The sequence below is a fragment of the Streptomyces sp. CA-249302 genome (assembly GCF_050936785.1).
Lineage (GTDB): Bacteria > Actinomycetota > Actinomycetes > Streptomycetales > Streptomycetaceae > Streptomyces.
Window position 1 is genome coordinate 9,335,450 of the sequence record NZ_JBNJMG010000001.1, and the last position, 23,826, is coordinate 9,359,275.

The following is a 23,826-nucleotide window of genomic DNA, read 5'->3' on the forward strand; positions in this document are numbered from 1 at the left end:
AGGCGGATGTGACAGTGACCCGGGCTGGGCCTGGTCGTGCACGGCGGACGCCCGGAGGCCGTGGAAGCGGCCGGTCACGTGCGCGCGTGGTGCGAGGAACGCGGCGAGCGGTGCGCGGACATCGGCGTGTGGCACGACGGCGGGCGGCGCAGCGCCCGTGAGGAGGTCGAGGCCGCGGGCGACCCCGACCTCGTGGTCACCCTCGGCGGCGACGGCACTTTCCTGCGCGGCGCCCGGCTGGCCGCCGCGAACGACGCCCTGGTCCTGGGTATCGACCTGGGCCGGGTGGGTTTCCTGACGGAGGTGTCGGCCTCCGCGGTGCGCTCGGCACTGGACGCGGTGCGCGAGGACCGGTTCGACATCGACACCCGCATGCTCCTTGCCCTGCGTGCCTCGCGCCGGTTGGAGGTCCCGTCGGGCATGGAGTCCCTCATCGAGTACGGCCGCGGTCCGCTCCTGTCGCCTCCGCGGGTGCGGCCGGACTGCGAGGTCGACAAGGACCGGGGCATCCCGCTGGACGTGACCGTGCTCAACGACATCGTCCTGGAGAAGCTGGTGAGGGACCGGCAGGTGTCCGTCGGCGTCTACGTCTCCGGCCGGCTCCTGGCCTCCTACTCGGCCGACGCGCTCGTCGTCGCCACCCCGACCGGCTCGACGGCCTACAGCTTCGCCGCCGGCGGACCCGTCGTCTCGCCGCGCGCGGAGGCACTCTCCTTCACGCCGGTCGCCCCGCACATGGCCTTCGACCGCTCGGTCGTCACCGCCCCCGACGAGCCCGTCGGCCTGCACCCCCTGGAACGCTCGGGACCGGCCGCGGTGAGCATCGACGGCCAGCTGCGGGCCGTCCGGCTGGGCCCCATGGACTTCTACGGCCGCCTCCGCGAGCGCGGCGAGCCCAGCGGACCACCGCGGGCGAGGTAGTGATGCTCTCCCAGTACAGCAACGCCGACAGGAACAGCAACAGGACGGCCTCGGGCGGCAGTTGGACCTCATGCAGCGCGGGGACGAAGCCCAGCAGAGCACCGATGACGAGCAGCAGCACGGGCGGTGCGACGCGCAGCCGGTGTCCGATGCCCTCCCCCAGCAGGAGGGCAAGCCCCAGGACCACGATCAGTTCGAGGCCGAGCACGGTGATTCTCCCTGTCGGTTCAGGAGTGTTCGGTTGTGGTCAGGAGTCCAGGTCGTCGGCGAAGTGGCGGAAGCCGTGCCGGTCGACGTGCATCGACCACAACGTCTCCGCCAGCACGTTCGGATCCTTGCGATGGTGGCCCGGGACGATTGCACCGGGAATGACGAGCCGGCCGACATGAATGCCCCCGGCGGCGAGGGTGTCGTGCAGCATCCGGCCGTACGCGCTCTGAGCGGCGAAAGCGATCGACGTGCCGGCTCGCTCGGGGTGCGGGACGACCGCGCTGCCGCCGTTGACGAACAGGATCGTGCCGCGGCCGAGGCCACGCATGCCGTGCAGCACCTGCTGCACGGCGGTGACCGGCCCGTAGAGCGAGAACTCCACGGGACCGGTCAGGTCCGTCGGCGTCGTCTCCAGGACCGGCCGCATGAAGTCGCCACGCGGGACGGGGCTGTACTGAAGGATCTCGACCGGTCCGAGCGTGGCGTGCACCGAGTCGAGCGCGGCCTGGAGCGACTTGGTGTCGTGCACGTCGGCGGCGAAGCCGCGCGCTGTGATGCCCTCGGCGCCGAGGGCGGCGGCGAGGGCATCGAGACGGGCCTGGTCGCGGGCGATGAGGGCGACCTCGTGGCCCGCGCGGCCGAAGCGGTGGGCGACGGCGGCTCCGATGATGGCGATGGTGGTCATGGTGCGTCCGTGTGCGAGAGGGAGGTGGGGCCCCGTACGGGGGCGTTGCGGGGGAGCCGGCCCCCGTACGGGGTGTTTTCGGGGCGCGGGCCGTGGATCAGGCCGGCGTCGTGGTGTCGATGACGAAGCGGTAGCGGACGTCGGAGGCGAGGACGCGGTCGTACGCCTCGTTGGGTCTCCGGCAGGCCGCCGATGAGGGAACCAGCGAAGGTGCGGCCCTTCCTCAGCAGGGACAAGACGTTGACCGACAGCGGCTCGGCCGGGGCACCTACGCTGACCAGGGTGCCGGCCAGCTCCTCGAAGGTCTCCGGCTCGCTGGTGGCGTGACAGTGGTCGGCGCCCGGCTTCCTGCCGTCGTCCCTGGTTCTTCAGCGACTGCGAGAGGACGGCGACCTTCTTGCCAGGGCCGGCGCCGAACCGCTTGAGCGGCGAGTACGTGGTGATGCCCGCGCACAACAGCGGCGCGGCGTTGGTGAGACCGATGTTGTCGGGCAGGTTCAGGACGAAGTCCTCGTCCACCGTCATACGGCTGGCACAGCCGCCCTGGGTGACCTGGCCGTACTTGTCGGTGTCGCCGAAGGTGAGGGTGCCGCCGCCCTGGACGCAGTACTGCTCGCGTCCGGCCAGGCAGTACTCGCACTCGCGGCAGCCACTCCGGCGATCTCGTGCCCCGGAACGACCGGATAGACCTGTCCGCCCCAGTCGTCGCGGGCGTGGTGGATGTCGGAGTGGCAGATACCGCAGTACTCGATGTCGATGAGGACGTCCCGCGGGCCGACTTCACGCCGCTCGATCGTAGTCGGAGTGAGCGGTTCGGTCGCGGAGGTGGCGGCGAATGCGTTTGCGGTAAGCACGGTTCTCCCCTGGGGGAGGAGGGGGGTGTGGTCAGCGGGGAACGAGCTGCATGGTCGTCGAATTCGCCTCTTCGCTGGTGATGGCCTGGATGATGTACGCGGCGTCTACGGCATCGTTGATCTCGTCCGCATCGGCCTCGTCGGCGACGTCGAGGAAGGCGACGTCCTTGGCTAAACCGCCCGCCTCGATACGGCCCTCTTGGCGGGCGCGGGTGCCGCGGTACCAGTCGGAGCCGGAGCCGGAGCCGGAGCCGTGGACGGAGCGGACGTGGATGGTGTCGCCGAGACGGACCGCCCAGATGGTGCGCCGGCTGCTCAGCACGTCGCTGGGGTGCAGGGAGGCGATGTCCAGTTCGTCGTGGTGCCCATGGGGGGGGCTCCTTGCGTGAGGTCCGGTGGGTGGTCACCGCTGCCGGGCGGGCCTGAGCAGCAGACTGGCCGCGGTGGTGACGAGGACCAGGGCGGCGGCGGTCAGGAGGCTGGTGCGCAGGCCGTGAAAGAAGGTCGCGTGCTGGGCCACCAGGGCGCCGAACACGGCCACGGCCAGAGCCCCGCCGACCTGGCGGGCGGTGTTCAGGACACCGCTGGCGGTACCGGCGCGCTCGGCCGGGACGCGATCGAGGAGCAGGGAGGTCACCGCCGGGACGGCGAGACCGCCGCCCGTGCCGACCGGGATCATTAGCAGCACCATCAGCCAGGTGGGCGCCGAAGCCTGCGGGACGCACAACAACACGAGGCCCGTGGCCATGGCTAGCTGCCCGGTGATGATGGGCACACGCGGGCCGAACTTCCGAGCCGACCAGGCAGCCGTGGGGCTGACGAAGGCGGTCAGCAGGGTCATCGGCAGGAAGGCGAGCCCGGTGGCCAGCGGCGACAGCCCCTGCTCCTGCTGAAGGTAGAGACTGAGCAGGAAGATCATGCCGTAGAAGCCGACGTTGAGGGCGAAGCCGATCGACGCCGAGATCGCCATGGTGCGTTCGCGGAGCAGCGACAGCGGCACCATCGGGTTCCGACCACGAGCCTGGGAGATGAAGAAGACCGCACCCGCGACGACAGCCACCAGCAGGGCCAACAGCACCCGGGGCGCGGCCAGGCCGACCGCGCCGGTCTCGATCGCGGCGAACGTCAGCCCGCCCATCGCCGCCACCGCGCTGAGCTGCCCGGTCCAGTCGAACGGGGTGTCCGCGCGGCGCGGGGAGCGGCGCGTGCGGCTGAGTAGGAACAGGGCCAGCAGGCCGACCGGCAGATTGACGAAGAAGATCATCCGCCAGCTGATCTCACTCAGCAGACCGCCCAGCACCGGTCCGGCCGCGCCGCCCACCGAACCGCCCATCGCCCAGATGGAGATCGCCCGGGCCCGCCGCGCGGAGTCCGGGAACGCCTCGCGGAGCAGAGCCAGCGAAGCCGGCACGATCACCGCGGCGCCCGCGCCCTGCACCAGCCGTGCCCCGACCAGTACCCCCAGGTTCGGGGCGAAGCCGCAGGCCGCCGATGCGACGGTGAACACGACGAGCCCCGCCCCGAACGCCTGGCGCGCGCCGATCCGGTCGGTCACGGATCCCGCCGACAGGAGCAGCGCGGCGAACATCAGCGTGTAGCCGTCGACCACCCACTGCAGCCCGGTGATACCGCTGTCGAAATCCCGGCCGATCTCGGGCAGGGCGACATTGACGATCAACGCGTCGAGCGTCATCACGAAGAAGCCGAGCAGCGCGGCCGCCAGCGCCCACCGGGCACCTGTACCGCTAGCACGGTCGGCGTCCGTGGAAGGTGATCGCCGGGTGGGCGCGGCGGGACTGGACACGGGTTCTCCTGGGACAGAGGCGGTCTTCCGGAACGGTGTCCAGCGTGCGCGCCGCACGCCCCGGGCGGCAGGCCGTGCTGTGCAGGGGAGCGGTGTTCCGGGGCGTGACAGGGCCCCTCTGGTTCCATCCGTGCCGGTCGGGCCAGGCCTGCGGCGCACTCCTGGCCTGCGCAGGGAGGAACTGGCCACCCTCGCCGGGGTCAGCATCGACTACTACACACGCCTGGAGCGCGGCAAGGAGACCAACCCCGGCCCGTCCGTCGTCGACGCCCTCGCCCCGCTTGCCGTGGTTGCACTCAGATTCGTGACGGCGGCCACAGGGAGACAAGGGCTGTTCCGTCAGGCGGCAGGGCTCCGGAGGGTTGATTCCGGCCAGGTGCCCGCGTATAAATAAGCAACTTTCTTTCTTACAGTGCGCCGACAGTGAGAAGAGGCCACCGTGACCCGCCGATATCCAGCAGGCCCCCAGCGATTGCTGCGTTCGCTCAACGGTCGTGCCGTGCTGGAGGCGATCGACGAGGCGGGCCCCGTCACGACCACCGACCTGGCGGGGCGGATCCCGTTGTCGCGGCCCACCGTGGCCGCCGCCGTCGGGCTGCTGCTGGAGCGCGGGGTGATCACCGAGGTCGGCCCCGCGACCGGCCGCAAGGGCCCGGCGCCGGCGCAGTACCGGGTCAACGCCGACTGTGCCTTCGCGATCGGTGTGGACGTCGGGCACCGCAGGATCCGGGCCGCGGTCGCCGACGTCACGGGCCGGGTGCGGGCGCGGGTCGAGTCGGAGCAGCACGGGGAACAGGGCACCGCGGCCTTCGTCGGGCAGGTCCTCGACATGTGCGTCGGGCTGGCCGGGCAGGTCGGGCGGCGGCTCGACGAGATCACCCAGGTCGTCGCCGGGCTGCCGGCCGCCGTCGGCCCGGACGGACGCCAACTGTCGTACACCACGGGCCTGCCCGACGCGGGAGAGGGGCTCGGCGAGGCACTCGGCCGGGCGATCCCCGCGCCGCTGCTCCTGGAGAACGACGTCAACCTCGCCGCGCTCGCCGAGCGCACCCACGGCCGCGGCGCCGACACCGACGACTTCGTGCTGGTCAGTCTCGGCGTCGGACTCGGTCTCGGACTCGTGGTGGACGGACGGGTCCGCCGGGGCGCCACGGGCGTCGCCGGTGAGGCCGGCTACCTCCCCAGCGACCGGATGATCGCGCCGGCCGGAGAGCGCAGGGACCTCGTGCAGGAGCACCTCGGCGCCCGCTACATCAGCGCCGAGGCGGCCCGGCTCGGACTGCCCGGTGACGGCAGCCCCCGTTCGGTCTTCGAGCTCGCTCGCGCCGGCGACCCGGGCGCGCTGGAGATCGTGGACGACACCGCGCGCAGCGTCGCCTACGTGGTGGCCTGCGTCGTCCCCCTCATCGACCCGGCGCTCATCGTGCTGGGCGGCGCCATCGGCGCCAACGGCGACCTGCTGCTCGAACCGGTCGCCCGCCATCTGGCCGACTTCAGTACGTTCCGGCCGCCGATCGTCGCCTCCGGGCTCGGCCAGGACGCCGTACTCACCGGGGCGACCACCAGGTCGGCGGAGCTGGCCCGCGAGGCCGCCTTCGCCGCCGCCACCACTCCCGTGCCGCAGGACGAGCCCTCGGCCCTGTCCTGAGGAACAACCGCGGCGACGCCGTCTTGCCGGACAGCGCCGCCGCTCCAGGTCGCCGGGCATTGCCGTGCCCGTCGACCGACGACCGATCCGTCACCCAGGGAATCCCGTCTCCGAGGAAGGACGATCAGTGTTCAAACCTATCACCGGGCCCGTCGCCGGGGCTGTGTCCGTCACGGCCGCCGGAGTGCTGCTGCTGGCCGGCTGCACATCCACCGGACCCTCGTCGTCAGAACCCGACACCGCCATATCCGCGGGCGCCTCGCACGCGCCCACCACCGTCACCGTCTGGACCTTCAACCACCTCCCGAACGAGGTGGCCGCGTTCAGGGCGACCCTGAACCGGCTGCACACCAAGTACCCCTGGCTGACCGTGAAGTTCGTCCCCAACAAGGACGACGCCGCCTACGCCAAGGCGGTCGCCGCGGGCGATCCGCCCGACGTCTTCATCAGCTCCGCGCCCGACAACGTGGCGAAGTTCTGCTACAACGGCACGGTCGCCGACATCGGCCCCTACCTGTCCTCCGCCAAGATCGACACGGCGAAGACCTTCCCGGCCGCGACCCTCGCCTACACCCGTTACCAGGGCAAGCAGTGCGCACTGCCGCTGCTGACCGACGCCTTCGCGCTCTACTACAACAAGCAGATGTTCAAGGCGGCCGGCATCACCAAGCCGCCCACCACCCTCGCCGAACTGACGGCCGACGCCAAGAAGTTGACCGTCAAGAACGCCGACGGCTCGATCAAGACCTACGGCTTCGTGCCCCGCTCCGACTACGACGTCAACCGGTATCTCTTCACCGGCGCGCACAGCGGCACCGAGTTCTACGGCAAGGACGGCAAGACCACCTTCGCCTCGGACGCCAAGTGGCAGCAGCTGCTGAAGTGGGACCAGGACCTCATCGACTACTACGGCGAGGCCAACGTCCAGAAGTTCGTGGGCCGTTACCAGCCGCACGCCGACGACGCCGGCAACCCGCTGCTGACCGGAGCCGCGGCCATGGAGTACGACGGCGAGTGGCACGTCGGCGAGATCGCCTCGGAGAAGAAGGACTTCGACTACGGCGTCGTCCCGATGCCGGTGCTGGACAACTCGTCGGCCACGTACGGCGCCGGCAGCACCCTCGGCACCGTCGCCTACCTGTCGGCGGGCTCGAAGCACAAGCAGGAGGCGTTCTTCGCGCTCCAGCAGCTCACCACCGACACCACGTTCCTGAACACCCTCGCGGACACGGTCTACAACATCCCGACCACGTTCGCTGCGCTCAAGGCCTGGGACAAGCGGGACGACCCGCACTGGAAGCCGTTCGTCGACGTCTTCGAGAACGAGAACTCCACCTACAAGACGCTCACCCCGGCGGGCATCGAGGACATGGACACCTGGCGGGCGTTCCTCCTCGACTACGAGCAGGGCAAGGTGAAGAGCGCCGCGAGCGGGCTCGCCGGCGTCGGGAAGAAGATCGACGACCTCAACTCCCAGAGCGGGCAGTAGAGATGACGACCGTACTCGCCCCCGTCGGCGAGGCCCCGGGCACCGCGCGCACGCGCACCGCCCGGGGCGGGCGGCGCCGCCCGAGCAAGGCCCGCTGGTGGGTCGTCCTCGCCTTCCTGTCCCCGTTCGTCATCGGGTTCTGCGTCTTCGTGCTCTACCCGGTGATCGCCACCCTCTACTACTCCCTCACCGACTTCCAGGCCGGCTCCTACCGCCCGGTGCGGTTCGTCGGACTGCGCAACTACCGCGCCCTCTTCAGCCAGTCCGACACCTTCTGGGTGGCCGTGCGCAACACCCTGTGGATGGTCGTCGTCATGGTGCCGCTGCGCACCGCCTGGGCCATGCTCACCGCCTGGGTGATCATCCGCGTCAAGCGCGGCCGGGCCGTCTACCGCACGCTGTTCTTCCTGCCGTCGATGGTGCCGGTGGTGGCCGCGGCCCTGTCGTTCATCGTGCTGCTCAACCCGGTCGGCCCGCTCAACCGACTCCTCGCCTGGGTCGGAATCAACGGCCCCGGCTGGTTCTCGGACCCCGCCTGGTCCAAGCCCAGCCTCGTCCTGATGGCCCTGTGGGCGAGCGGCAACGTCATGGTCATCTTCTCCGCCGCCATGCTCGACGTACCGCGCGAGCTGTACGAGGCCGCCGAACTCGACGGCGCGGGCACACTCCAGAAGTTCCGCAGCGTCACCCTCCCGGCGATCTCCCCGGTGATCTTCTTCGCGCTGCTCACCGGCATGATCTACACGTTCCAGTACTTCACCGAGGCCTTCGTCGCCTCCAGCTCCGCCAACGCCACCTCCTCCAGCAACGACCTGATCGGTTACCCGGCCAACTCGCTGCTGTTCTACTCGACCGAGCTGTACCGGCAGGGCTTCGCCTACTTCAAGACCGGCTACGCCTCGGCCATGGCCTGGCTGCTGTTCCTGGTCATCTTCGCGGCGACGGTGGTCTTCATCCGCGCCTCGTGCCGCTTCGTGCACTACTCGGGCGGTGGCCGATGAGCACCGTGACCCTCACCAAGCCGCGCGCCGGGCGCCGCGCCCTGTACCTCGTCGCCGAACACGCGCCCGCCATCGCCGTCGCGCTCTGCTTCCTGCTCCCGCTGACGATCGGCGTGCTCACCGCGTTCATGACCCAACACCAGGCCGGTACCGGCTCGTTGTGGCCCTCGCCCTGGGAGTTCGGCAACTTCGGCGAGGTCTTCAAGGCCATGCCGTTCGGCCGCGACCTCCTCAACACCATGCTGTACGCCGGACTGTCCACGATCGGCGTCGTCGTCTCCTCCGTGCCCGTGGCGTACGCGCTGGCCCGGCTGAAGTGGCGTGGCCGGGAGGCGGTCTTCCTGGTCGTCCTCGCCGCGATGATGATCCCGGCCCAGGTCACCAGCCTGCCGCTGTACGTCATGTACGCGCACGCCGGCTGGGTGGGCACCCTCAAGCCGCTCATCGTGCCGTCCTTCTTCGGTGACGCGTTCAGCATCTTCCTGCTGCGCCAGTTCTTCCTCACCATCCCGGAGGAGTTCACCGAGGCGGCCCGGGTGGACGGCGCGGGCGAACTGCGCATCCTGTGGCGGGTGTTGATCCCGATGGCCCGCCCGGCGATCGCCGCCGTCGGCCTGTTCGCCTTCCTCTACGCCTGGAACGACTTCTACAACCCGCTGCTCTACACGGGCAACAGCGACACCGGCCAGACCCTCGCGGTGGCCCTCAGCCAGCTCGCCAAGAACGGGCACCAGAACGCCTACCAGCTCCAGATGGCCGCCTCGCTGATGTTCCTGCTGCCGGTCCTGGTGCTGTTCTTCCTGGCCCAGAAGGTCTTCGTCGAGGGCATCGCGCTGACCGGCGTCAAGGGCTGACCCCCCACATCTCATGGGAGCACGATGAAGATCACCGTTGTCGGCGGTGGCAGTACCTACACGCCCGAACTCATCGAGGGCTTCGCCCGGCGCACCGACGTGCTGCCGGTCGACGAACTCGTCCTCCAGGACATCGATGCCGAACGCCTCTCCGTCATCGGCGACTTGGCCCGCCGTATCCTCGCCCGCCAGGGCTTTGCCGGCCGCCTGACCACGACGACCGACCTCGGCGAAGCCGTGGACGGAGCCGCCGCGGTCCTCGTCCAGCTCCGGGTGGGCGGCCAGGCCGCCCGGCTGGTCGACGAGACCCTGCCGGGAAGGTTCGGCCTGCTCGGCCAGGAGACCACCGGCCCCGGCGGCTTCGCCAAGGCCCTGCGCACGGTGCCGGTGGTGCTCGACATCGCGGAGGAGGTACGGCGCCGGGCCCAACCCGGCGCCTGGATCGTCGACTTCACCAACCCGGTCGGCATCGTCACCCGCGCCCTGCTGGACGCCGGACACCGCGCGGTCGGCCTGTGCAACGTGGCGATCAAGTTCCAGCGGCAGCTGGCCGCCCGCCTCGGCACCGATCCCGAACGGGTACGGCTCGGCCACGCCGGCCTCAACCACCTGTCCTGGATCCGCTCGGTCACGGTCGACGGGACGGACCGCCTGCCGGAACTCCTGGGCTCAGACGCCCTCGACGAGATCGCCGCCCAAGTCCGCCTCCCCGCCGGTGCGTTGCGCGATCTCGGGGCCATCCCCTCGTACTACCTCCACTACTTCTACTGCACCGACGAGGAGATCCGGACCCAGCAGGCGGGCAATCACCGGGCGGAGCAGGTCCTCGCCATCGAGCGGGAGTTGCTCACGCTCTACGCCGACCCCGCCCTCGACCACAAGCCCGGCCTGCTGGAGCGGCGGGGCGGGGCCTACTACAGCGAGGCCGCGGCCGCCCTGGTCACGAGCCTGCTCACCGGAGACGGCGCCCACCACTACGTCAACGTCCGCAACGGCGGACTGCTGCCCGGACTGCCGGACGAGGCCGTGGTCGAGGTGGGGGCCGACGTCGACACCGCGGGCCCCCGACCCGTCCCCGTACCGCCCCTGCCGCCCGAGATGCTGGGGCTGGTCCAGGCGGTCACGGCGTACGAGACGCTGACGATCGAGGCCGCGCTGACCGGGGACCGCAAGGTGGCCCGACGGGCGCTGGTGGCCAACCCCCTCGTGCGCGAATGGGGGCTCGCGGCGGAGCTCCTCGACGCCCTGCTGGAGGCCAACCGCCGCCATCTGCCCCGGTTCTTCGCGAGCGAGGCCGCCGATGCCTGACCTCGTGGTGGGCGTGGACGGCGGGAACTCCAAGACCGACCTCGTCCTCGCGGACACCGAAGGACGGCTGCTGTCCTGGGTGCGCGGCGCCGGTACCCGCCCGCACACCGAGGGCATGGAGGCCACCACCGATCGCCTCGCCCGCCTCGCCCGGCGTGCCCTGGCGGAGGCCGGCCTGCCCGGGACGACCCGGGTCGCGGTCGGCGCGTACTTCCTCGCCAATGTCGACCGCCGGGCCCAAGAGCGGCTGGCGCTAAGGCAGTTGACCCAGCTCGGCGTGGCCGCGCGGACCGTCGTGCGCAACGACACCCTCGCCGTGCTGCGGGCCGGCGCGCCGGACGGCTGGGGCGTGGCGGTGGTGTCGGGCGCCGGCATCAACGCGGCGGCCGTCCACCCGGGCGGCCGCTCGGCCCGGTTCCTCTCCCTCGGTGACATCACCGGCGACTGGGGCGGCGGCCTCGCCGTGGCCCGGGCGGGGCTGGGCGCCGCCGTCCGCGCCGGCGACGGCAGGGGCCCGGCGACCCGACTGCGGCAGGACCTGCCGGCCCACTTCGGCCTGGACAGCGTGGAGTCGGTCGCGCTGGCCGTCAGCGGCGGCGACATCCCGGTCATCGCACTGCACGGCCTGGCCCCGCTGGTCTTCGCGAGCGCCGCCGAGGGGGACGCCGTGGCACGGGGCATCGTCGAGCGCCTCGGCGACGAGATCGTCGCCATGGTGACCGCCCTGCTGCGCCGGCTCCGCCTGCTGCGCACCCCCACCCCGGTAGTCCTGGGCGGCGGCACACTCCAGAACGACCACGTGCTCCTGCCCGAACACATCCGCACCGGCCTGTCCACCGAGGCCCCGCTGGCCCGCCCTCTGGTGCTCGACGTCCCCCCGGTCGCGGGCGCCCTCACCGAGGCCTTGGAGACCGCGGGGGCCCCGAGCGCCGCCCGCAGACGGCTCCGCGAGACGGTGGCGGCACGCAAGCCACCGGAACCCCGGGTGGCGGACGCCTGAGGCGTTCGCCCCGAACCTCCCCGGGCGGGAGGACCGGGGCGGACGTCGAAGTCCGGCTGTCCGATGCCGAGTTGCCGTCGCCGACGCCCCGCACCCCGCCCGACCGGCACGTCACACCCACCGTCGCACACCCCACGTACCTGCGACTTTCACATGGACGCCACCGCACCCTTCCCTGACGTTTGCTGCTCTTGGAACACTCGCACCGCGCAGATTCCGTCACGTTCCGGCCATCCGCACCCAAGGATGAGAGGCAGCAACCCATGCCCGAAGTCAACCGGCGCAGATTCCTCCAACTCGCGGGCGCGACCACCGCCTTCACCGCGCTGAGCAACAGCATCGAGCGCGCCGCCGCGCTCCCGGCGAACCACCGCACGGGATCCATCGAGGACGTCGAGCACATCGTCGTCCTGATGCAGGAGAACCGTTCGTTCGACCACTACTTCGGCACGCTCCGGGGCGTCCGCGGCTTCGGCGACCCGCGCCCGGTGGTGACCCGGCAGGACGGAAAGCCGGTCTGGTACCAGTCGGACGGCACCAAGGACATCCTCCCCTTCCACCCCGACGCGGACGACCTGGGCATGGCCTTCATCCAGGACCTCCCGCACGGCTGGAACGACGGACACGCCGCGTTCAACGGGGCGAAGTACGACAAGTGGGTCCCCAACAAGGGCTCCACGACGATGGCGTACCTGACCCGCGAGGACATCCCGTTCCACTACGCGCTCGCCGACTCCTTCACCATCTGCGACGCGTACCACTGCTCGTTCATCGGTTCCACCGACCCGAACCGCTACTACATGTGGACCGGTTACACGGGCAACGACGGCCAGGGCGGCGGGCCGGTCCTCGGCAACGACGAGGTGGGCTACGGCTGGACCACGTACCCCGAGCGGCTGGAGAAGGCGGGCGTCTCCTGGAAGATCTACCAGGACGTCGGCGACGGCCTGGACGCGGCCGGCGGCTGGGGCTGGATCAACGACGCCTACCGTGGCAACTACGGCGACAACTCGCTGCTCTACTTCAACCAGTACCGCGACGCCAAGCCCGGCGACCCGCTGTACGACAAGGCCCGCACCGGCACCGACGCCACCAAGGGCGAGGGCTTCTTCGACCAGCTCAAGGCCGACGTCAAGGGCGGCGAGCTGCCGCGGATCTCCTGGGTCGTCGCCCCCGAGGCCTTCACCGAGCACCCCAACTGGCCCGCCAACTACGGTGCTTGGTACGTCGCCCAGGTGCTCGACGCGCTGACCTCGGACCCGAAGGTGTGGGCCAAGACGGCGCTGTTCATCACCTACGACGAGAACGACGGCTTCTTCGACCACCTGATCCCGCCGTTCCCGGCCGGCTCCGCCGCGCAGGGCAAGTCCACGGTCGACCCGACGCTCGACCTGTTCAAGGGCGACAGCAGCCACCCGGCCGGTCCCTACGGCCTCGGCCAGCGCGTGCCGATGCTCGTCGTCTCGCCCTGGAGCAAGGGCGGTTACGTCTGCTCCGAGACGCTCGACCACACCTCCATCATCCGGTTCATGGAGGCCCGCTTCGGCGTCCACGAGCCGAACATCTCGCCCTGGCGGCGCGCCGTCTGCGGCGACCTGACCGCCGCCTTCGACTTCTCCCGCAAGGACACCCGGCCGGTCGCCCTGCCCGACACCGACGGCTACCAGCCGCCGGACAGGGACCGCCACCCCGACTACAAGCCGACGCCGCCCGCCAACCCGGTGCTGCCCAAGCAGGAGCGCGGCCTGCGCCCGGCCCGCCCGCTCAAGTACGCCCCGTACGTGGACGGTTCGGTCGACGCGGCCGCCGGGAAGTTCACGCTCACCTTCGCCTCGGGGGCGAAGGCGGGCGCCGCCTTCCTGGTCACCTCCGCCAACCGCACCGACGGCCCCTGGAGTTACACCACCGAGGCCGGCAAGTCCGTCGCGGACACCTGGAACTCGGCGTACTCGAACGGCTCGTACGACCTGACCGTGCACGGCCCCAACGGGTTCCTGCGCGTCTTCAAGGGCCCGAACAAGACCGCCGGTCCCGAGGTCACCGCCCGCCACCACGGCGACGACGTCGAGCTCACCTTCACCAACAAGGGCTCCGGGACGGTGCGGTTGAGGCTGAAGGGTGGCTACGGCTGCAAGCCGCAGACCATCACGGTGCGTGCCGGAGCGACGGTCAGGCACACGGTCGACCTCGCCAAGAGCCGTCGCTGGTACGACCTCACCGTCACGTCGGAGGCCGACGCCTCGTTCCTGCGGCGATTCGCCGGACATGTCGAGAACGGGCGGGCGGGTGTCAGCGACCCGGCGATCATCGCAGGGTAAAGGCTGATTCATACGGTGTTGCCGGGACTGGTGGGTCGACTGGGGAAGCGGGGTAGTGTGCCCCGGTGACCACGCAATCGAACACTCCTGCAGGTTGGTACCCGGATCCGCACGGAGCGCCGCAGACCCTTCGCTACTGGGACGGCGCCCAGTGGACCGAGCACACCAACAGCAGCCAACAGCAGGCAGGTGCCCAGCAGCAGGTGCCCCAGCAGCCCGCCGGGCCCGACCAGCGGGTTCAGCACCAGGTGCAGCAGCAGGCCGGGGTCGCGCCCAGCGGCCCCGGCGGCGGCAGCCTGTTCACCGAGCCGGTCCTGGTGGTCAACCAGAAGGCCAAGCTGATCGAGCTGACCAACGAGTACAAGGTCATGGATCAGAACGGCAACCAGATCGGCTCGGTCACCGAGGTCGGACAGAGCGCGCTGAAGAAGGTGCTCCGGTTCGTCTCCAGCCTCGACCAGTTCATGACGCACCGGCTGGAGATCCGGGACGCGTACGGGCAGCCGCAGTTGCTGCTGACCCGGCCCGCGAAGTTCCTCAAGTCCCGGGTGGTCGTGTCCCGTCCGGACGGCTCGCCGGTCGGTGAGATCGTCCAGCAGAACATGATCGGGAAGATCAACTTCGCGATGAACGTCAACGGCCAGCAGGTCGGGGCCATCAAGGCGGAGAACTGGCGGGCGTGGAACTTCGCGATCGTCGACCACGCGGAGAACGAGGTCGCGCGGATCACGAAGACGTGGGAGGGCCTCGCCAAGACGATGTTCACCACGGCGGACAACTACGTCCTCCAGATCCACTTCCAGCTGCCCGAACCGCTGCTGAGCCTCGTCGTGGCGACCGCGCTGACGGTCGACACGGCTCTGAAGCAGGACTCGCGCGGCCTGGGCTAGTACGTTCCCCGGGTTCGACGTCGGCCGGTCGCGCTTGTGCGCGGTCGGCCGTTCGCATTCCGGCGCGGTCTCGAGCGCTAGCGACGCGCGAGGCCGTCGACCATCAGGCCGAGGGTGAAGTCGAAGCGGTCGTGGCCCTCGCCGGCGGTGAGTTCGGCGGCGTGGCGGGTGGTGTGCGGGAAGGTCTCGGCGGGCAGCGCGGCGAACCGGCGCAGCAACTCTTCGCGGTCTACGACCCATTCGGTGTCGTCGTCCGCTGAGCGCCGGTGCGCGATGGACCTCTCCAGGCAGTAGGCGGCCACGTACAGGAGAAGGGCGTCGACGGCCCACGCGGCGGCCTGCGGGGCGACGCCGCCGGCCAGCAGGATCGCCAGCATTCCCTCGCTGACGCGCAGGGTCTCCCGGTCGGTCGGCGCCATGGCGAGCGCGGCCCGGGAGACGCCGGGGTACTTCAGGTACTGGTCGCGCAGTTGGCCGCACACGCCACGGATCTGCTCCCGCCAGGCCGCCGGGTCGGACTCGGGAAGGTCCAGCCCGGCGCACAGCCGCCCTATGAGCAGTTCGTCGAGGTCGGCCTTGTTCACCACGTGCGCGTAGAGCGAGGCGGGCCCGGTGTCGAGCGCGCCCGCGAGCCGCCGCATGGTCAGCGCCTCGTAGCCCTCACCGGCGATGACGTCGAGCGCGGTCTCGACGACCTGGTCCACGGTGATGGGAGCTGTGCGGCGCCGCGGCCTGGGGTCCGTTCCGGTCTCGGGGCTCGGGGGCAGGTGGCGCGCCGCGCGTCGCTCTCTCGGGTTCACGGGCACATCATAACTTGACGCGAACAGTGTTCGTAAGTAGAACAGTGTTCGTGAACGCCAACATGAACCCGTACATGGATGTGACCGTCGTCGGAGCCGGACCGGTGGGTCTGATGCTCGCCGCGGAGCTGGCGCTGGCCGGGGCGACCGTGCAGGTGCTCGAACGGCTGGCCGAGCCGGACCGGTCGATGAAGGCGGGGTCGATCAACGTCCCGACGGCCGAGGCACTCGACCGCCGCGGCCTGCTGCCCGCCGCCGAACAGGTGCAGCGGGAGATCCTCGAAAAGGTGGGATCGTTCGGTGGCGGTGGCGGTGGCGGTGGCGGTGGCGACCGGACGGCGCCCGTGTCACGGTTCACCGGACACTTCGCGGGCCTGGTCCTCGAACCCGGCCTCGTGGACTGGTCCGATGCCGACCTCGCCGCACACACCACCGTCGACGGGGCGCGCATGGTGCCGCAGCGCGAGCTGGAGGCGCTGCTGGCCGACCACGCCGTACGACTCGGCGTCCCGGTGTGTCGAGGTGTGGAGGTCACCTCGCTCGAGGACACCGGCGACGGCGTCCTCGTGGGCATCACCGCCGGCCCGGTGCACACCGGTTGGCTGGTCGGCTGTGACGGCGGACGCAGTACCGTGCGCCGCCTCGCGGGCATCGACTTCCCGGGCACCGACCCCGAACTCACCGGGCAGCTGGCGGTCGCCGACATCGCCGACCCGGAGCGGCTCGCGGACGGCTGGACCTGGTCGAGCCGGGGCGCGTACCGCTACGGGCCGCAGCCCGGCCGGATCGTCACCGTGGAGTTCGAGGCCCCGCCCGCGGACAGGCACGCGCCGCTCACTCTGGAGGAGGTGCAGAGCAGTCTGCGCCGGGTCTCGGGCACGGACGTCACGCTCACCGCGCTGCACGGCCCCGCGACCCGCTGGTCCGACAACGCCCGCCAGGCCGCGGCCTACCGCTCGGGCCGGGTACTGCTGGCCGGCGACGCCGCGCACGTGCACTCGCCGTTCGGCGGCCAGGGGCTCAACCTCGGCTTCGGCGACGCGATGAACCTCGGCTGGAAGCTCGGCGCGGTCATCGCCGGCCGGGCGTCCGAAGAACTGCTCGACACCTACGACGCCGAGCGCCGACCCCTCGGTGCCTGGGTGCTGGACTGGACGCGGGCCCAGATCGGAGTGCTGCGCGGGGACGCCAAGTCGGCCGCGCTCCGGGAGGTCGTCGCCGATCTGCTGGCCACCCGCGACGGCGCCACCCACGCGGTCAAGAAGATCTCCGGCGTCACACAGCGCATCGACCTCCCCGGCGACCATCCGCTGATCGGGCGCCATGTCCCCGACCTGTGGCTGGCCGACGGCTCCCGCCTGGCCGACCACGGCCACGGCGGCGGCTTCCTGCTGCTGGACCGCACGGCGGAGGGCGGGTTCGCCGACCTCGCCGCGGGCTGGACGGGCCGGGTGACCACGGTGACCGACAGCCCCGCTACATCCGCTGGGACGACCGACGACCACCGGACCCCGACCGGGATGCTGGTGCGCCCCGACGGAGTGGTGGCCTGGGCCTCCGACGGCACCGACGCCACCGGCCTCGAAGCCGCCCTGCGCCGCTGGGCCGGCACGCCGTCGCTGTCGCCCTCGCCCTCGCCCTCGCCCGAGTGCGAGCGTGAGCCGGTGGGCCGAACGCCCGCCGCGGCCGGTGGGCCGAGCCCCCTGGAGTGATCAGAGCGGCGTGAGGTGCCCCGGGTCGGACGGCTGCCGGGGCACCAACGCCGGTTCCGGGGTCGCCGTTTCCGGCTTGAGGGCCAGCACCGCGGCCACCGGGTGTTCCTCGTCGATCCCGTCCACGACGGCGGGGGGTGTCACCCGCGTCAGCAGTACGACACCCCACGACGCGACCGCCCCGCCCGCGAGGGCCAGCAGCACTCCCGCCGCGCCGCCGCGCAGGCCCTGTCCGAGCAGGGTGAGGCCGATCGCCGCGGCGGCCAGCGGGTTGGACAGGGTCACCACCGCGAGCGGGGCGCCGAGGCCGCCCTTGTACGCCGTCTGCGACAGGAGCAGTCCGCCGACCGCGAAGGCGGCCACCAGGACCGCGACCAGGACGACCTGGAGGCTGAGTGCCGGTCCCGAGCGGTCGGTCGCGGCCACCGTCACCGTCTGGGTGAGGGCCGAGGCCACGCCCGAGGCGAATCCGGACGCGGTGGCGTGGCGCAGGCCCGGCTTGGCGCCCGGACGGGACAGCAGACCGATCAGCGCGGCCGTCGTACCCGCCACCGTGAGCGCCTCGGTCAGGGTCAGGACCTGGTCGGGCGACGACCCGGACGCGGTGACCAGAAGCGCGGCCAGTCCGGCCAGCGTGAGCGCCGTGCCGCGCCACTCGGTCGCGGTGACCTTCCGTCCGGCCACCCGCGCTCCCATCGGCACCGCGGCGACGAGCGTGAGCGCACCAAGAGGTTGTACGACGGTGAGCGTGCCGTACTTGAGGGCCACGACGTGCAGCAGGGCCGCGCCGGCGTTCAGCCCGACCGACGCCCACCAGGCGCCCGCGCCCAGCAGCCGCAGCACACCGGTGTCGGCGCTGCGGGCGGCGAGCCGCTCCTGGGCCACCGCCGCGGCCGCGTAGGCGACGGCGGAGACCAGCGACAGGGCGACGGCGACGAGGGTGGCGGTCATCGGCCCGCTCCGACCAGGACGTGGTCGTCGGCGGCGGGCGCGAGCTGTTCGCCGGCCCGCCCGGCCGTGCTGACCGTGCGCTGCGGGCGGTGGATGACCGCGAGCGCGGCGCCCAGCATGGCGGTGGCCACGATCGCGTCCAGCCAGTAGTGGTTCGCCGTGCCCACGATCACCACCAGGGTGACCAGCGGATGCAGCAGCCACAGCCAGCGCCAGCGGGAGCGGGTCGCCGCGATCAGGCCGATCGCCACCATCAGGGCCCAGCCGAAGTGCAGCGAGGGCATCGCCGCGAACTGGTTCGAGAGGTGGTCCGAGGAGGGCGGGCCGTACACCGAAGGCCCGTACACGTGCGCGGTGTCGACGAGTCCCGTGGCGGCCAGCATCCGGGGCGGCGCCAGCGGGAGGACGAAGGGCAGCACCAGGGCCGCCGAGGTGAGGACGGCCAGGACCCGGCGGGCCCAGACGTAGTGCGCGGGGCGCCGAAGGTAGAGCCAGACCAGGAAGGTCAGCGTGGCCGGGAAGTGGACGGTCGCGTAGTAGGTGTTCGCGACGCGCACCAGGGTGTCGCTGTGCAGCAGCACCGACTGCACCGCGCCCTCGCCGGGCAGATGGAGCGTCCGTTCCAGGTCCCACACGCGGTGCGCGTTGCGCAGGGCTTCGCCGGTGTGGCCGGTCGCCAGTTGGCGGCCGAACTTGTAGACGAGGAAGAGCCCTGCGACGAGCAGGAGCTCACGGACGACAGGAGGCCGCGCTATCGCGCCGGTCTCTCCTTCTGCAGGCTCGGTGCGGGCATTCATCCCCCGGCCCCTTCGCTCACGTGGTGCTAGTGGTGGTACGTGGTGAGACTCGGGCCGGAGCCCGAACTCATCGGTACGCGTCCGTCCCGAAACGAATGCGTTCCGATACGAGAGTGTACCGATACGCAGGCGTTCCGGTACACTGGCGTATCGATTGAGGTACGACACACTGGCTTCGGGGAATAAAGCCGGGATAAGGCCGACACTCGCAGCGAAGGGGAAGAGCGCATGACGTCGCAGGCCGCGGACGGACCGGAGACGGTCGCCGCCTCGCGCCGCTCCAAGATCACGCCGGAGCGTGAGCAGGAGTTCTTCGACGCCGTGCTGGAGCAGATCAGAGAGTGCGGGTACGAGGCCGTGACCATGGAGGGGGTCGCCGCCAGCACACGGTGCAGCAAGTCGACCCTCTACCGGCAGTGGAAGACGAAACCGCAGTTCGTGGCGGCCGCGCTGAGGTCCGCGCGGCAGGTCCGCTTCGGCGGCATCGACACCGGGTCACTGGCCGAGGATCTCCGTCAGGCCGCGCGGGTCGCCGCCCAGTGGGGGCGCAAGGACACCGCCCTGCACCAGGCGCTCGGCCACGCGATCATGCAGGACCCCAAGCTCCAGCAGGCCCTGCGCGAGGCGCTGATCGACCCCGAGATCTGCGCGATGCAGGACATCCTCCGGCGGGGTGTCGAGCGCGGCGAGATCGCCGCGGACCACCCGGCGCTGCCGTATGTGCCCGCGCAGGTGTTCGGTGTCATGCGCGCCCGGCCCATCCTGGAGGGCGAGTACGCCGATCCCGACTACCTGGTCCGCTTCGTGGAGGCCGCCGTGCTGCCGGCGCTCGGCCTCACCTGAGAACCAGGCCGCCGTCCACGGGATGACTGGACGGTGACCTGCTCGCGCCGCACCGTGGGGACGGGGGCGGCGCGCACCCCCCGGCCGGGTGGGGCTCCCCTTGAGCGGAGGGGCGCTCCACCCGGCCTACCGCCTTCCGCGCGGGTCAGATCTTCTGGCCGTCGCCGCTCGCGGTCGAGACCTTGATGCCCTTGGTGATCTCGTCGATCACCGACTGCTTCTCGCCGACGTCGACGCCGAAGCGGACCACCACGATCTCCGAGGCGTTGGCCGGGGACGGGAAGGCGAGCGACTCGACATAGCCGTCGGCGCCCTTGCTGGTGACCGCCTTCCAGCGGACCAGGTAGCCCTTCTGTCCGGCCACGGTGACCGCCTTGGAGGCGAGCACCTGGTGCGAGGTGATCGAGCCGTAGGTCTTGCCGCCGTAGGACTCCTCGGCGTTCGCCTCGATGTCGGCCTTGGCGACCGCCTCGGCCGTGGTGCCCGCGGTCTTGAGGACCGTGGAGGGTGCCGAGTACGCGCCGCCCTTCGTGCAGGTCTGCGAGGTCTCGCCGGGGCACTTGTAGGAGTCGTTGGACGTGACCTGCGCGCCCACGGTGATCTGCTGGCCGTACCAGTCGTCCGGGATCGGCAGGCTGATGCCGCTGATCGGATCGGACACCGAACCGCTCTCGATCTTCGGCGCCTCCGACTGGCCCGGTGCGGGCGACTCGGTGCCGCCCGAGCCACCGGAACCGCCCGAACCGCCGGGCGCGCCCGACGGAGCGCCCGAGGGCCCGCCGTTGCCGCCGAACGGGCCGCCCTGACCGCCGCCGTTCTGGCCGCCCTGCCCGCCCTGACCGCCCGGCCCCTGCTGGGAGTTGGTGTTGCCGCTCGAACCGCCGTCACCGGTCAGCGCCCACACGCCCACGCCGATGCTCGCCAGCACCGCCACGGCCGCGGCCACGGCTATGCCCGTCCGCAGCCCGCGCCGCGGGGCGGCGGGCGGCTCGGCGGGGAACGCCGGATAGGCGGGAAACGCCGAGTACGCCGGATCCGCGCCGTCCGCGCCGGCCGTCGGCGACTGCGCCGGGGGACCCCATACGGCGGCCGAGCCCGCGGGGCGGGTCTGGTCCGTCCATGCCTTGCCGTCCCACCAGCGCTCGGTGGCGGGACCCTCACTTGTCTGCCCGGGGTCGGGATACCACCCGGGAGGAGTCACCTGCGTCATGCCCCCACCGTATGAGGCGTCGGTGAAAGCGGGATGAGAGGATCCGGACTTCAGGCCACGACCAGCCGAGCCGGCGGCCGCGCACCCGGCGCCGGCAGCCGCAGCCCGTCCCGCCCCGGCGTGATCGAACCGAGCACACTGGCATGCCGCGCCCCCGTGCTCGCGGGCTCGGTGCCGGCCAGCCCGTGCCAGGTCAGGAACCCCAGCACGGCGAAGGCGTACGCCTCCTTCGCGTCCGAGGCCAGGCCCAGCTCGTCGGACGTGCGCACCGCGATCCCCGCCAGCAGCCCGGCCAGCATCCGCATGAGCACCGGATTCCGGGTCCCGCCGCCGGACGCGATCACCTCCGTCGCGCCCAGCGCGAGCACGGCGTCGGCGACCGTCCGGGCGGTGAGCACGGTGAGCGTGGCGACGACGTCCTCGGCCCGCAGCGTCCCGAACCCGGCCAGCGCGTCCCGCAGATACCCGAGGTGGAACAGCTCCTTGCCGGTCGTCTTCGGCGCGGGCAGCGCGTAGTACGGCTCCGCCAGCAGCCGCTCCAGCAGGGGCTCGTGGACGCTGCCCCGACCGGCCAGCGCCCCGTCGACGTCGTACGCGAACCGCCCGCCGCTGAACCCGCTCGCGGCCGCGTCGATCAACGCGCACGCGGGCCCCGTGTCGAAGGCCGTGCCGTCGGGTGCGGTGAGGTTGGCGATGCCGCCGAGGTTCAGGGCGACCGGCGTCCCCGGGCGGCCGCGCAGCCACAGCAGGTCGACCAGGCTGACCAGCGGTGCGCCCTGGCCGCCGGCCGTGATGTCGCGGGGCCGGAAGTCGGCGACCACGGGCAGCCCGGTCGCCTCGGCGATCCAGGCGGGCTGGCCGAGCTGGAGCGTGCCGTGCACCTTCCCGCCCTCCGCCCAGTGGTAGACGGTCTGCCCGTGCGAGGCCACCAACTCGCCCTCCCCGCCGCACAGTTCACGGTCCGCCCGGACGGCCGCCGCCGCGAAGGCCCGCCCGATCCGCGTGTCGAGCCGGCACACCTCGCCGAGCGAGGTGGCCGCCGGTGGCAGCGCGGCTGCCAGTGCCGCCCGCAGCTCCTCGTCGTACACCTCGCTCACCATCCCCAGCGGCTCCAGTACGAGACTGTCGCCGGCCAGGCTCAGCCCGGCCGCCGCCGCGTCGATCGCGTCGTACGACGTGCCCGACATCAGGCCGATCACCCGCATCCGCTCAACTCGCCTTCCGTTTCGGTGTCTTGGCCAGCGCGAGCACGCTCACCGCGCAGGTCGCCGCCGCGTAGTACCCGGGGATGTCGACGTTCTCCGTCCGCCGCACGGTTTCCGTGATGATGAGCCCGGCGCAGCCCGAGAACACGGCATTCGACAGGGCGTAGGCGAGTCCCAGCCCGGTGTAACGGACGTTCGTGGGGAAGAGCTCTGCGAGCATCGCGGGTCCCGGGCCCGCCAGCAGCCCCACCACCGCGCCCGCGCCGAACACCGCCACGCCCTTCACGGTGTTCGAAGTCCCGCCGTCCTGAAGGAGGTTGAGGAGCGGCAGCGCGAGCAGCGCGACGAGCAGGGCGCCCGTCAGCATCACCGGCCGACGCCCGATCCGGTCGCTGAGCAGGCCCGCCGGGACGATCGTGAGCGCGAAGCCCAGGTTGGCCAGCGCGGTCGCGACCAGGGCCTGCTGGAAGCTCGCGTTCAAGGTGCTCTGCAGATAGGCCGGCAGCACGACCAGGAAGGTGTACCCGGCCGCCGCCCAGCCCATGATCCGCGCGGCACCCAGCGCGATCGCGCCCACGACCTCGCGCGCGGGCGGCCGTACGACCGCCGCCTCCTCCCGGAACGCCGGCGTCTCGTCCAGCCGCAGCCTCAGCCACAGCGCCGCCAGCCCCAACGGCAGGGTCAGCAGGAAAGGCAACCTCCAGCCCCAGTCGCCCAGCTGATCCTCCGTCAGCAGCGAGCCCAGCACCGCCGCCACCCCCGCGCCGCCGAGCAGCCCCAGCGCCACGGTGAACGACTGCCACGACCCGTACAACCCGCGTCGGCCCGGCGGCGCGAACTCGGTCATCACCGCGACCGCACCCCCGAACTCCCCGCCTGCGGACAGCCCCTGAAGCACCCTCAGAAAGGTCAGCAGCCACGGGGCGAGCGCCCCGACCGTCGCGTACGTCGGCAGCGCACCGATCAGCGTCGTGGCCGCCGTCATCAGCACGATGACGAGGATCAGCACCGGACGCCGGCCGATCCGGTCACCCAGCCGGCCGAACAGGGCCGCCCCGACCGGCCGGAAGAAGAACGCCAGCGCGAACGACGCGTACGTCCGCACCAGCGCCTCGGCCTCGCCGCCGCCCTCCGGGGTGAAGAAGCGTGCGGCGACGACGGTCGCGAAACAGCCGTAGACCCCGAACTCGTACCACTCGACGAAGTTGCCCACGGACCCCGCGGCCAGGGCCCTTAGCGCAGACGGGTTCCGGGTGTCCCGCCGTTGTCCGAAAAACAGCGTCATTTCAGCGCCTTTTGACTGTCCGTTGGCTTCGCACAGGCAGG

The 23,826-nt window shown here is 71.5% G+C and carries 19 protein-coding genes and 3 pseudogenes; 12 read left to right on the forward strand and 10 right to left on the reverse strand.

The features are described 5' to 3' along the window. Positions 1-8 precede the first annotated feature (8 nt). Positions 9-915, forward strand: a pseudogene (locus ACQEWB_RS41975) (NAD(+)/NADH kinase); the annotation flags it as partial. A gap of 253 nt (positions 916-1,168) precedes the next feature. On the opposite strand, the gene ACQEWB_RS41980 reads toward ACQEWB_RS41975, so the two are convergent. From ACQEWB_RS41980 to ACQEWB_RS41995, 4 genes and pseudogenes are all read right to left on the reverse strand, one after another. After that, positions 1,169-1,816 carry an SDR family NAD(P)-dependent oxidoreductase gene (locus ACQEWB_RS41980; RefSeq protein WP_432840796.1) on the reverse strand — a complete coding sequence of 216 codons (648 nt, stop codon included), beginning with the start codon at positions 1,814-1,816 and terminating at the stop codon, positions 1,169-1,171. Positions 1,817-1,913: 97 nt separating this feature from the next. Further along, positions 1,914-2,670: pseudogene (locus tag ACQEWB_RS41985) on the reverse strand (NAD(P)-dependent alcohol dehydrogenase). Between the two features lie 31 nt (positions 2,671-2,701). Continuing rightward, positions 2,702-3,022, reverse strand: a complete 321-nt coding sequence (locus ACQEWB_RS41990; protein WP_432844295.1) for a DUF2255 family protein — start codon at positions 3,020-3,022, stop codon at positions 2,702-2,704. A 51-nt stretch (positions 3,023-3,073) separates the two neighbouring features. Continuing rightward, a complete protein-coding gene (locus tag ACQEWB_RS41995; protein WP_432840798.1) occupies positions 3,074-4,474 on the reverse strand; it encodes an MFS transporter in 1,401 nt (466 codons plus the stop codon). Between ACQEWB_RS41995 and ACQEWB_RS42000 the strand changes: the two are divergent. The 9 genes and pseudogenes from ACQEWB_RS42000 to ACQEWB_RS42040 all read left to right on the forward strand — a co-directional run. Continuing rightward, positions 4,434-4,751, forward strand: a pseudogene (locus ACQEWB_RS42000) (helix-turn-helix domain-containing protein); the annotation flags it as partial. The gene ACQEWB_RS41995 and the pseudogene ACQEWB_RS42000 overlap by 41 nt on opposite strands. A 162-nt stretch (positions 4,752-4,913) precedes the next feature. Continuing rightward, entirely contained in the window at positions 4,914-6,122 is a 1,209-nt protein-coding gene (locus tag ACQEWB_RS42005) for an ROK family transcriptional regulator (protein ID WP_432840800.1), read from the forward strand. Positions 6,123-6,249: 127 nt separating this feature from the next. After that, positions 6,250-7,611, forward strand: a complete 1,362-nt coding sequence (locus ACQEWB_RS42010) for an ABC transporter substrate-binding protein (protein ID WP_432840802.1) — start codon at positions 6,250-6,252, stop codon at positions 7,609-7,611. A 2-nt stretch (positions 7,612-7,613) separates the two neighbouring features. Continuing rightward, positions 7,614-8,612 carry a carbohydrate ABC transporter permease gene (locus ACQEWB_RS42015; protein WP_432840804.1) on the forward strand — a complete coding sequence of 333 codons (999 nt, stop codon included), beginning with the start codon at positions 7,614-7,616 and terminating at the stop codon, positions 8,610-8,612. Beyond that, complete coding sequence (locus ACQEWB_RS42020; protein ID WP_432840806.1) at positions 8,609-9,466, forward strand: carbohydrate ABC transporter permease; 858 nt, start codon at positions 8,609-8,611, stop codon at positions 9,464-9,466. The genes ACQEWB_RS42015 and ACQEWB_RS42020 overlap by 4 nt, the downstream gene beginning before the upstream one ends. A gap of 24 nt (positions 9,467-9,490) precedes the next feature. Beyond that, positions 9,491-10,774, forward strand: coding sequence for a 6-phospho-beta-glucosidase (locus tag ACQEWB_RS42025; protein ID WP_432840808.1), 1,284 nt, complete (start codon positions 9,491-9,493; stop codon positions 10,772-10,774). Continuing rightward, positions 10,767-11,774: an N-acetylglucosamine kinase gene (locus ACQEWB_RS42030; protein WP_432840810.1), complete on the forward strand. Its 1,008-nt coding sequence runs from the start codon at positions 10,767-10,769 to the stop codon at positions 11,772-11,774. Before ACQEWB_RS42025 ends, ACQEWB_RS42030 begins: the two co-directional genes overlap by 8 nt. A 263-nt stretch (positions 11,775-12,037) precedes the next feature. Continuing rightward, positions 12,038-14,092 (forward strand): phosphocholine-specific phospholipase C, encoded by a 2,055-nt coding sequence (locus ACQEWB_RS42035; protein ID WP_432840812.1) that lies wholly within the window; start codon positions 12,038-12,040, stop codon positions 14,090-14,092. 65 nt (positions 14,093-14,157) lie between these two features. Beyond that, positions 14,158-14,982: a phospholipid scramblase-related protein gene (locus ACQEWB_RS42040; RefSeq protein WP_432840814.1), complete on the forward strand. Its 825-nt coding sequence runs from the start codon at positions 14,158-14,160 to the stop codon at positions 14,980-14,982. A gap of 77 nt (positions 14,983-15,059) precedes the next feature. Here the strand turns inward: ACQEWB_RS42040 and ACQEWB_RS42045 are convergent, their stop codons facing one another. Next, on the reverse strand, positions 15,060-15,782 hold the full coding sequence (locus tag ACQEWB_RS42045) for a TetR/AcrR family transcriptional regulator (RefSeq protein ID WP_432840816.1): 723 nt from the start codon (positions 15,780-15,782) through the stop codon (positions 15,060-15,062). Between the two features lie 74 nt (positions 15,783-15,856). Between ACQEWB_RS42045 and ACQEWB_RS42050 the strand changes: the two genes are divergently transcribed. Then, positions 15,857-17,494 carry an FAD-dependent monooxygenase gene (locus ACQEWB_RS42050; RefSeq protein ID WP_432844297.1) on the forward strand — a complete coding sequence of 546 codons (1,638 nt, stop codon included), beginning with the start codon at positions 15,857-15,859 and terminating at the stop codon, positions 17,492-17,494. Here the strand turns inward: ACQEWB_RS42050 and ACQEWB_RS42055 are convergent, their stop codons facing one another. Together ACQEWB_RS42055 and ACQEWB_RS42060 are read right to left on the reverse strand one after the other, a co-directional pair. Further along, positions 17,495-18,445: a hypothetical protein gene (locus ACQEWB_RS42055; RefSeq protein ID WP_432840818.1), complete on the reverse strand. Its 951-nt coding sequence runs from the start codon at positions 18,443-18,445 to the stop codon at positions 17,495-17,497. It lies immediately after the preceding gene. Next, a complete protein-coding gene (locus ACQEWB_RS42060) occupies positions 18,442-19,242 on the reverse strand; it encodes a phosphatase PAP2 family protein (protein WP_432840820.1) in 801 nt (266 codons plus the stop codon). The genes ACQEWB_RS42055 and ACQEWB_RS42060 overlap by 4 nt, the downstream gene beginning before the upstream one ends. Before the next feature lie 228 nt (positions 19,243-19,470). Here ACQEWB_RS42060 and ACQEWB_RS42065 point away from each other — a divergent pair, with 228 nt between their 5' ends. After that, positions 19,471-20,085, forward strand: coding sequence for a TetR/AcrR family transcriptional regulator (locus ACQEWB_RS42065; protein ID WP_432840822.1), 615 nt, complete (start codon positions 19,471-19,473; stop codon positions 20,083-20,085). Positions 20,086-20,230: 145 nt separating this feature from the next. On the opposite strand, the gene ACQEWB_RS42070 is transcribed toward ACQEWB_RS42065, so the two are convergent. The 3 genes from ACQEWB_RS42070 to ACQEWB_RS42080 are packed head-to-tail and all read right to left on the reverse strand — an operon-like array spanning position 20,231 to position 23,785. Then, a complete protein-coding gene (locus ACQEWB_RS42070) occupies positions 20,231-21,295 on the reverse strand; it encodes a DUF2510 domain-containing protein (protein WP_432840824.1) in 1,065 nt (354 codons plus the stop codon). Positions 21,296-21,345: 50 nt separating this feature from the next. Beyond that, positions 21,346-22,500, reverse strand: coding sequence for an anhydro-N-acetylmuramic acid kinase (locus ACQEWB_RS42075; RefSeq protein WP_432840826.1), 1,155 nt, complete (start codon positions 22,498-22,500; stop codon positions 21,346-21,348). 4 nt (positions 22,501-22,504) lie between these two features. Further along, positions 22,505-23,785, reverse strand: a complete 1,281-nt coding sequence (locus ACQEWB_RS42080; protein WP_432840828.1) for an MFS transporter — start codon at positions 23,783-23,785, stop codon at positions 22,505-22,507. Between the last annotated feature and the right edge of the window lie 41 nt (positions 23,786-23,826).

Coding starts and splice junctions, on each gene's coding strand:
- ACQEWB_RS41980 (WP_432840796.1), bottom strand. CDS start 1,816: ATGACCACCATCGCCATCATCGGAGCCGCCGTCGCCCACCGCTTCGGC.
- ACQEWB_RS42015 (WP_432840804.1), top strand. CDS start 7,614: ATGACGACCGTACTCGCCCCCGTCGGCGAGGCCCCGGGCACCGCGCGC.
- ACQEWB_RS42020 (WP_432840806.1), top strand. CDS start 8,609: ATGAGCACCGTGACCCTCACCAAGCCGCGCGCCGGGCGCCGCGCCCTG.
- ACQEWB_RS42025 (WP_432840808.1), top strand. CDS start 9,491: ATGAAGATCACCGTTGTCGGCGGTGGCAGTACCTACACGCCCGAACTC.
- ACQEWB_RS42030 (WP_432840810.1), top strand. CDS start 10,767: ATGCCTGACCTCGTGGTGGGCGTGGACGGCGGGAACTCCAAGACCGAC.
- ACQEWB_RS42035 (WP_432840812.1), top strand. CDS start 12,038: ATGCCCGAAGTCAACCGGCGCAGATTCCTCCAACTCGCGGGCGCGACC.
- ACQEWB_RS42050 (WP_432844297.1), top strand. CDS start 15,857: ATGGATGTGACCGTCGTCGGAGCCGGACCGGTGGGTCTGATGCTCGCC.
- ACQEWB_RS42055 (WP_432840818.1), bottom strand. CDS start 18,445: ATGACCGCCACCCTCGTCGCCGTCGCCCTGTCGCTGGTCTCCGCCGTC.
- ACQEWB_RS42060 (WP_432840820.1), bottom strand. CDS start 19,242: ATGAATGCCCGCACCGAGCCTGCAGAAGGAGAGACCGGCGCGATAGCG.
- ACQEWB_RS42065 (WP_432840822.1), top strand. CDS start 19,471: ATGACGTCGCAGGCCGCGGACGGACCGGAGACGGTCGCCGCCTCGCGC.
- ACQEWB_RS42070 (WP_432840824.1), bottom strand. CDS start 21,295: ATGACGCAGGTGACTCCTCCCGGGTGGTATCCCGACCCCGGGCAGACA.
- ACQEWB_RS42075 (WP_432840826.1), bottom strand. CDS start 22,500: ATGCGGGTGATCGGCCTGATGTCGGGCACGTCGTACGACGCGATCGAC.
- ACQEWB_RS42080 (WP_432840828.1), bottom strand. CDS start 23,785: ATGACGCTGTTTTTCGGACAACGGCGGGACACCCGGAACCCGTCTGCG.